The organism is Mailhella sp. (assembly GCF_057866825.1).
Genome location: NZ_DBMAHT010000024.1, coordinates 17,363 through 24,288, shown reverse-complemented (window position 1 = coordinate 24,288; position 6,926 = coordinate 17,363). Strand labels below are relative to the sequence as shown.

11 protein-coding genes and 1 pseudogene are annotated in these 6,926 nt (G+C 58.9%); 7 read left to right on the top strand and 5 right to left on the bottom strand.

What is annotated here, in order from left to right; genetic code table 11:
* From ACZM96_RS04250 to sctW, 5 genes are all read right to left on the bottom strand, one after another.
* Window positions 1-539, bottom strand: a 539-nt coding sequence (locus tag ACZM96_RS04250) for an FHIPEP family type III secretion protein (protein WP_489487578.1), incomplete at its 3' end; no start/stop codon positions are given.
* Window positions 536-889, bottom strand: coding sequence for a type III secretion apparatus assembly chaperone SctY (gene sctY / locus ACZM96_RS04245; RefSeq protein ID WP_294486087.1), 354 nt, complete (start codon window positions 887-889; stop codon window positions 536-538). The genes ACZM96_RS04250 and sctY, both read right to left, overlap by 4 nt.
* Window positions 890-896: 7 nt before the next feature.
* Complete coding sequence (gene sctX / locus ACZM96_RS04240; protein ID WP_489487577.1) at window positions 897-1,262, bottom strand: type III secretion apparatus assembly protein SctX; 366 nt, start codon at window positions 1,260-1,262, stop codon at window positions 897-899.
* Between the two features lie 35 nt (window positions 1,263-1,297).
* Window positions 1,298-1,666: a type III secretion system chaperone family protein gene (locus ACZM96_RS04235; protein ID WP_489487576.1), complete on the bottom strand. Its 369-nt coding sequence runs from the start codon at window positions 1,664-1,666 to the stop codon at window positions 1,298-1,300.
* Window positions 1,667-1,670: 4 nt separating this feature from the next.
* Complete coding sequence (sctW, locus tag ACZM96_RS04230) at window positions 1,671-2,705, bottom strand: type III secretion system gatekeeper subunit SctW (protein ID WP_489487574.1); 1,035 nt, start codon at window positions 2,703-2,705, stop codon at window positions 1,671-1,673.
* Window positions 2,706-3,096: 391 nt separating this feature from the next.
* Between sctW and ACZM96_RS04225 the strand changes: the two genes are divergently transcribed.
* The 7 genes and pseudogenes from ACZM96_RS04225 to ACZM96_RS04195 all read left to right on the top strand — a co-directional run.
* A complete protein-coding gene (locus ACZM96_RS04225; RefSeq protein ID WP_294486074.1) occupies window positions 3,097-3,393 on the top strand; it encodes a hypothetical protein in 297 nt (98 codons plus the stop codon).
* Window positions 3,394-3,420: 27 nt separating this feature from the next.
* A complete protein-coding gene (locus ACZM96_RS04220) occupies window positions 3,421-3,891 on the top strand; it encodes a hypothetical protein (RefSeq protein ID WP_489487572.1) in 471 nt (156 codons plus the stop codon).
* An 84-nt stretch (window positions 3,892-3,975) separates the two neighbouring features.
* Window positions 3,976-4,488, top strand: a complete 513-nt coding sequence (locus tag ACZM96_RS04215) for a hypothetical protein (protein WP_489487570.1) — start codon at window positions 3,976-3,978, stop codon at window positions 4,486-4,488.
* 80 nt (window positions 4,489-4,568) lie between these two features.
* The gene (locus ACZM96_RS04210) at window positions 4,569-5,102 is read left to right on the top strand and encodes a hypothetical protein (RefSeq protein ID WP_489487568.1); all 534 of its coding nucleotides are present in this window, start codon (window positions 4,569-4,571) and stop codon (window positions 5,100-5,102) included.
* Between the two features lie 75 nt (window positions 5,103-5,177).
* Window positions 5,178-5,735 (top strand): USH1C-binding protein 1, encoded by a 558-nt coding sequence (locus tag ACZM96_RS04205; RefSeq protein ID WP_489487567.1) that lies wholly within the window; start codon window positions 5,178-5,180, stop codon window positions 5,733-5,735.
* A gap of 64 nt (window positions 5,736-5,799) precedes the next feature.
* Window positions 5,800-6,282 (top strand): SycD/LcrH family type III secretion system chaperone, encoded by a 483-nt coding sequence (locus tag ACZM96_RS04200; RefSeq protein ID WP_294486059.1) that lies wholly within the window; start codon window positions 5,800-5,802, stop codon window positions 6,280-6,282.
* Window positions 6,283-6,285: 3 nt separating this feature from the next.
* A pseudogene (locus ACZM96_RS04195) lies at window positions 6,286-6,926 on the top strand (hypothetical protein); the annotation flags it as partial.

The following is a 6,926-nucleotide window of genomic DNA, read 5'->3' as shown; positions in this document are numbered from 1 at the left end:
CGGTTGCGCCGCACCTGCGCCTCTTCCATGTCTATGACGCCGGCACGCATGTCGGCGTCAATGGACATCTGCTTGCCGGGCATGGCGTCCAGCGTGAAGCGCGCGCCCACTTCGGCCACGCGTTCCGCGCCCTTGGCGATGACGAGAAACTGCACAATGGTGAGAATGACGAACACCACCGCGCCCACCACGAAGTTGCCGCCGAGCGCGAAGTCGCCGAACGTGAAAATGATCTCGCCCGCGTCGGCCTGAAGCAGAATAAGACGGGTGGTCGTGATGTTCAGACCCACGCGAAAAAGCGTGGTGAACAGAAGCATGGTGGGAAACGAGGAAAAATCCAGCGCCGTCTTCACGTACATGGACATCATGAGCATGAGAAACGACAGGGTCATGTTCACGCCGATGAGCGTATCCACAAGAGGCGTGGGCAGGGGCACGATCATAAGCGCCACAACGACGACCAAGAGCATCACCATGGTGATGTCGTTGTGACGGGTCATCAGCCTGACCCCGAGCGAGGCCTTGTCCATCAGACTCATGCGTTCTTTCCTCCTCCGGCGAGGAACAGATATTCATCAAGCGCCGCGCGGGCCTCTTCCTTTCTGCCTTCAAGCCAGAAGGCCTGCGCCTTCATGAGATGCAGCACTGCCTGACGGGAAGAGAGCGGCCCGCCGCTCATGGCTCCGCGCAGAGCTTCGAGCGCCGCCGCGCCGTCGCCCGCGCTGATGGCCACCGCCGCCACGCCCGCAAGCGCCAGCCTGTCGGGATGCTCCCGAGGCGCAAGCGCGGCCAGCGCGGCATAGATTCTGCCGGCGCGCTCTTCCTGCCCCATGCGCAGCATCATGTACGCCAGCACGTGAAGCGTCTTTTTCTCGTTTTCCTTCAGCACGACAGCCTCAGCCTCCTATCATCAGACCAAGATAGGCCTGCAAGAGCTGACCGTTCTGAAGCAGCGGCTCCAGCTCCTTCGACACCATTTCGCGAACGGCCGGATCAGGGTTGTCCGCAAGATCCTTCACGCATTCGTGCAGGGATTCGGAAAACGCCTCGGGGCTCAGCATGGAACCGTCGCCCACATCCGGGCAGAGCGCCCGTTCCATGAGCTGCCACGCGTTGTTCGGCGCGTAGAGCTCCTCAAGACCGGGTTCGCTGAGCGCGTTGGAAGCCAGCTCCCTCGCCCGCGGAAGATTGTCGGGATCCGGCATGTCCATGACATGCTGAATGCCCAGAGACGAATCAAGAAGATTGACAGGTAACGGCATAATTCATGCACCTCCAGACAAATCGCGGAACCGGCCTACAGCGCCCCGCGCAGAAGTTCCGCCAGAAAACGCAGCGCGTTCTCCAGACCCGCCGCCGTAACGGCGTTCTCCTCCATGCGCGTGAGCAGAACGGCCCTGCCGGAAAACGCACCGGCAAACACCGGCATGGGGTAGCCGTGCCTGTAGTCGCAAAGCTCCAGCAGACGCCTCGTCGCGCCCCCGTCGGGCACGGGCAGCGGCGCAGCCACATACACCAGAAGCTCGCCCGCTCCCGCCTTCTCCTGACGCTCCAGATAAAGACTGCCCACGTTCTCGATGTCCAGCCGCGCGACGCCTTCCGAAGACAGCGCAAGGCGCTCCAGACCGAGTCTGCGGCCGAAGGCTTCTATTTCATAGTCCAGCATGGCGTCATCCTTCCTGTTTGGCCAGGTACTCGTCTTCGCGCTCAATGGCCCGGTCCACGGCCTCCTGTACGGCGTCGAGCACCTTCATGCGGCCCTGATCGTCGTCGAAAAGCGCCGAGGGAAACTTTCTCGTCGTGCTCAGAAGCTCCTGCAGAAAAAGCACTTCTCTTTCTATATCAGGCGCTCCGGCCTTGGCAAGAATGCTTTCTATCTGCGAAGCGCCTATGAAGCGCATTTCCCGAAGTCCCACAATGCTGCCGAGCAGACTCATGGCCGTGAGCCCGCCTTCGCGCGGCGGCACGCCATGCACGTTCTGCCAGCGGTCCATCATGGTTTCGCACAGGCGGTAGGCGCTCTGCGTCAGCCGCACCTTGCCGAGCGTTTCATGCACGCTCTCCAGATGCCGGACTCCCATGCTCGGCTCGTCGGACGCCATATCCGCGCTGAGCGCGGAAAAAAGAAAGTCCATGGCCTTGTCGAAATCGCCGCCGTACTTTTCCATCACGTGGGCGAACACCTCGTTGACCGAAGCAAACTCGCACACCGTGCGGCGGTAAAAATCGCGCATTTCGTCGCTGCCGCCAAGCTCCCTGAAGCCCGCCGACGCAAGCGCGCCCTGAATGCCCGCCCGTATGGCCGGCCCTTCCCGCTCCTCAAGCTCGGCAACGGCGGCGTCCACATCCCTGCGCAACGCCTCGTCGGCTCCCTCGCTCTGCAGCTCTTCCTGCATCTGCCTGAGAGCCGCCCACGCGTCCGAGGGATCGGGAAAATACTCCCGCACCTTGTCCAGCGCGCGACGCGAATCCGCCCGGGTGTGCAGGCTGTCGCGCAGCTGATTGAGCTGCTCGCTCTTGCCGGCCTCGTGCATGAGCTCCTGATAAAGCTTGACGCGATCCTCTTCCGACTTCTTTATCTTGTCCCGCTCCTTGCGTTCTTCAAGCTCGAAATCGTCCGTCGTGTCGGCAGAGAACGTCAGTTCTTCCGCGGCATCGGCCAGAAGAGACTCAGGCGAGGGCTGCTGAACAACGGCGTTCCCCATAAAGGCGCCCTTCGCTGCGGCGCTTTCCGTATGTCGAACCTGTTCGGCCGTAGAAAAGGCCCCTGATATGGAATTTATAGGCATGCTGTGCGCTCCTGTATATACTTATCAATGCAAGTATCGTGCCAGAAAGCAGTGTTGCGCTCATTTATGCTCGGCGCATTTGCGATTGCAACCGGTCGGCGCCTTTGGTAGTATGTCGAAAACGAGGGTGCATGGCAACTCTTTTCCCATGAACGCCAAAAAAATTGGCATTTCCTCATGGAGCCGACGAGCACCTTTCCCCCATCCTCCCGCCGACAGGCCGCATTCCCATTTTGGCATGCTTCTTGCATAATAGTTAGCGAACCGCAAACATGCAAAAGCGGTGCCCATACTTAAGGAGTTCATCATGGCTTTTACCGAACAGGATCTGAAAAATCAGCAGCAGGAAATCTCCCGCCTTGCCGACGAACTTTCCAAACTCAACGCCGTCTTCGCCCAGCAGAAAAAAATTCTCGGCTTTGCCGAAGATCAGCCCGTCACCGTTGACGCTTCGGAAATGACGCCCGAACTGGAACGCGCCATGGCCGAAGCCACCGAACGCGCAAAGCGCGAAGGCGAAGCCAGAGCCGCCCAGGCCAGAACGACCTCCAATTCCGGCAGCTGCTGCGCCGGTCGCGGACGCCGGGGCGCGGTACGAATCTGAACCAGGCGTCAGAAAGGCAATACAATAATGAAAATTACCAGTTCCGGCCTTCTCGGCTCCATCACGGGCAACATGGACCTCGGCACCGGCGACGCGCAGACGATATTTGCCAAGCTTCAGCTCGCGCAGGCCGAAAAGTGCAAGAAGCTCATCGAGAGCATCATGCACGACGTCGAGGAAATCCAGAGCGAACAGAAGGCTTGCGGCACCATGATCGAAAAGGCGAGGGAACTGCAGAGCCAGGCCCAGGCCAGCGGCGCAAGCACCGAAATGCCCGCCGACATGGTGCAGTACTTCAAGGATCACGGTCTGTCCTGTGCCGCTGACGGCAACAGCAACACGTGCGACGCCGCTCAGTGGGACGCCAACCTGACATCGCTGACCAGCTATCAGAATCAGCTTGCGGACAAGGCTCGGCCTCTCATAAACGTTCTGCAGAGCTATACCGGGCAGTACAGCGCTCATCTGAATACAGGCGGGCAGTCCACAGGACAATAGACCGCCTGCGCTTCCCTCGGCGGAAGCACGGATGCGGTCACAACAGCCCGGTTCACAACTTTTGAAAAACGACAGGAAGATATCATGTCTCAGGTAAACAGCACCAGTTCTCTTTCCTCCATCATGAACCTCATCGACCTCGGCCCCACCGGCAGCGTGCAGATGATGTTCGCCAAGCTCCAGCTCGCGCAGTCCGAAATCTGCAAGTCGCAGGCCACGGACTACATGAAGCAGATCGAAGAGATTCAGAACGAACAGAAAGAATGCGCCGAAATGATCGAACGGGCCAGAGCTCTCCAGAGCGAAGCCAAAAGCGGCAACAAGAACACCCTAATGCCCACCGACATGGTGAACTATTTCAATAATCATAACCTGTCCTTCAACAAAGACGGCAACGACAACTGGCACAGCGCCGATCAGTGGGACTACAACCTGAAGTCGCTGACCAACTATCAGGAACAGATCGGCAACAAGACGCAGACCCTCATGGTGTATCTGCAGGACTTCATCGGGCAGTACAACTCCTATCTGCAGGGTGCGAACACCCAGATCTCCAACGCCAACCAGACCCTTACCAGCCTGGCCCGCGGTCAGTAGGCCGATCCGCTTCCGCATCCGGAATCGGGCATGGCCTGATCGGCTCAATTCACTCCTTTCGAGAACAAGAGGAAGATATCATGTCACAGGTAAACGGCCCCGACGACCTTTCCTCCATCATGGACGCCATCGATCTCGGCCCCACCGGCAGCGTGCAGATGATGTTCGCCAAGCTTCAGCTTGCGCAGTCCGAAATCTGCAAGGCGCAGGCCACGGACTACATGAAGCAGATCGAGGAAATTCAGAACGAACAGAAAGAGTGCGCCGAAATGATCGAACAGGCCAGAAAGCTCCAGAACGACGCCAAAACCGGAAAGGGCAACTGCCCCTGGGACAAAAAGGCGTCCATGATGCCCCAGGAAATGGCGGACTACTTCAAGAAGCATAATCTGAGCTACGACAACACCGGCAACGATCTGGCCCACAACCCCGACGAATGGGACTACAACCTGAAGTCGCTGACCAACTATCAGGAGCAGATAGGCAACAAGACGCAGACGCTCATGGTCTATCTGCAGGACTTCATCGGACAGTACAACTCCTATCTGCAGGGCGCGAACACCCAGGTTTCCACCGCCAACCAGACCCTCACCAGCCTGGCCCGGGGGCAGTAGGCCGCTTCGCTTCCGCATCCGGCTTCAGACGCGGCCTGATCCGCTTACAACTTTTGAGAACAACAGGAAGATATCATGTCACAGGTATCTGGAACCAATTCTCTTTCCTCCATCATGGACGCCATCGATCTCGGCCCCACCGGCAGCGTGCAGATGATGTTCGCCAAGCTTCAGCTTGCGCAGTCTGAAATCTGCAAGGCGCAGGCCACGGACTACATGAAGCAGATCGAGGAAATTCAGAACGAACAGAAAGAATGCGCCGAAATGATCGAACAGGCCCGCAACTGTCAGCAGATGGGCAGCGACGGCAAAGGCGTAGGCAAAGTCAGCATCAGCGGCACCAAGACCACCGGCAAGGACTGCTATCCCATGTCGCAGGAACTTGTCGACTTCATGAACAAGCGGGGACTCAGCTTTCCCAACAACGACAAGGACTACATCCTCGGCAAGGACGAGTGGGACTACGCGCTGAAATCGCTGACCAACTATCAGGAAACCGTGGGCAACAAGACGCAGACCCTCATGGTCTATCTGCAGGACTTCATCGGACAGTACAATTCCTATCTGCAGGGCGCGAACACCCAGATTTCCAATGCCAACCAGACCCTTACCAATCTGGCCCGCGGTCAGTAGGCCGCCCCGATTCCGACGCATTTTTCTCAAGTTAACCTTCTTACCCTAAAAAAGGGATCACGCCATGGCCGACAACACTCCCCTCAGCGACAGCGACATCGCCACCATCATCAGCGCTCTGAACAAGGGCGCCAGCATCGGCGACGTGTGCAACGTGACGGACGAACAGATAGAATCTCTCTATGCGCTTGCCTACAATCTCTATACCTCCGGCAACTTTGCCGACGCCGGAACCGTGTTTCAGGCTCTGTGCCTGTACCGGCACAAGGAAGTCCGCTTCTGGATGGGACTTGCCGGCTGCCGTCAGGCGCAGGGAGATCTGAAGGGCGCCGTCGACGCCTATGCCATGGCCGGAACCGCCGGTCTGCTGGCCGATCCCACTCCCTTCCTGTTTGCCGCCAAATGCTACATTCAGCTCGGCGACAGGGAAAACGCCGTGGGCGCCCTCAAGGGCCTGCTCACGCTGGGAGATGAAAACAATCCCGCGCACGCGGACTGCCACAAGAAGGCCCGCGCGCTGCTTACCATGCTCAATGCAAGCGAGTAAATCATGGTCGATTTCAACCCCATCAGCTCCTATAATCCGCTCACTTCCACAGGCGGCGTAAATTCCCAGAAAACCGGCGCCACCGGCTCTACCGGCACCGACACCACGGTTCTCGACCCTAAGAACGAGGAACTTCAGAACCTTCTTGCTGAACTCGGTCTGCCCGAGATTCCCCTCTCCTCCAGCCCGCTTTCCCTCGACACCCTGATCAACGCCATCGGCGACGACGTGCGCCGTCAGGCCTGCCGCGACGGCGTGTCCAGCCTGGAGCTCAAGGCGGAACAGCAGGCGGAAGTCAATGAAAAGGAACTGCAGGAAATCGCCGACCGTCTGGAAGAAATGAAGAAGAAATCCGTGCTCAACGGCTTTCTCAAGGCCTTCAAGATCATCGGCGCCATCGTGGGAGCCATCGCCTCCGTGGCGAGCATCGTGGCCGGCGCGCTGACGGCCAACCCGCTGCTCATTGCCGCGGGTGCGGTCGGCCTGGTCACCACCGTGGACAGCGTGGTCTCCCTCGCATCCGACGGCAAGTACAGCATTGCCGCCGGCTTCACGGAACTCGGCAAGAAACTGGGCATGAGCGACGAAGCCGCCCAGTGGTTCGGCTTCGGCATGAACATGGCCATCATGCTGGTCTCCATAGG

What these genes read in the sequence shown, in the direction of transcription:
- sctX (WP_489487577.1), bottom strand. Translation starts at nt 1,262, where the DNA reads ATGCCGTTACCTGTCAATCTTCTTGATTCGTCTCTGGGCATTCAGCAT.
- ACZM96_RS04235 (WP_489487576.1), bottom strand. Translation starts at nt 1,666, where the DNA reads ATGCTGGACTATGAAATAGAAGCCTTCGGCCGCAGACTCGGTCTGGAG.
- sctW (WP_489487574.1), bottom strand. Translation starts at nt 2,705, where the DNA reads ATGGGGAACGCCGTTGTTCAGCAGCCCTCGCCTGAGTCTCTTCTGGCC.
- ACZM96_RS04225 (WP_294486074.1), top strand. Translation starts at nt 3,097, where the DNA reads ATGGCTTTTACCGAACAGGATCTGAAAAATCAGCAGCAGGAAATCTCC.
- ACZM96_RS04220 (WP_489487572.1), top strand. Translation starts at nt 3,421, where the DNA reads ATGAAAATTACCAGTTCCGGCCTTCTCGGCTCCATCACGGGCAACATG.
- ACZM96_RS04215 (WP_489487570.1), top strand. Translation starts at nt 3,976, where the DNA reads ATGTCTCAGGTAAACAGCACCAGTTCTCTTTCCTCCATCATGAACCTC.
- ACZM96_RS04210 (WP_489487568.1), top strand. Translation starts at nt 4,569, where the DNA reads ATGTCACAGGTAAACGGCCCCGACGACCTTTCCTCCATCATGGACGCC.
- ACZM96_RS04205 (WP_489487567.1), top strand. Translation starts at nt 5,178, where the DNA reads ATGTCACAGGTATCTGGAACCAATTCTCTTTCCTCCATCATGGACGCC.
- ACZM96_RS04200 (WP_294486059.1), top strand. Translation starts at nt 5,800, where the DNA reads ATGGCCGACAACACTCCCCTCAGCGACAGCGACATCGCCACCATCATC.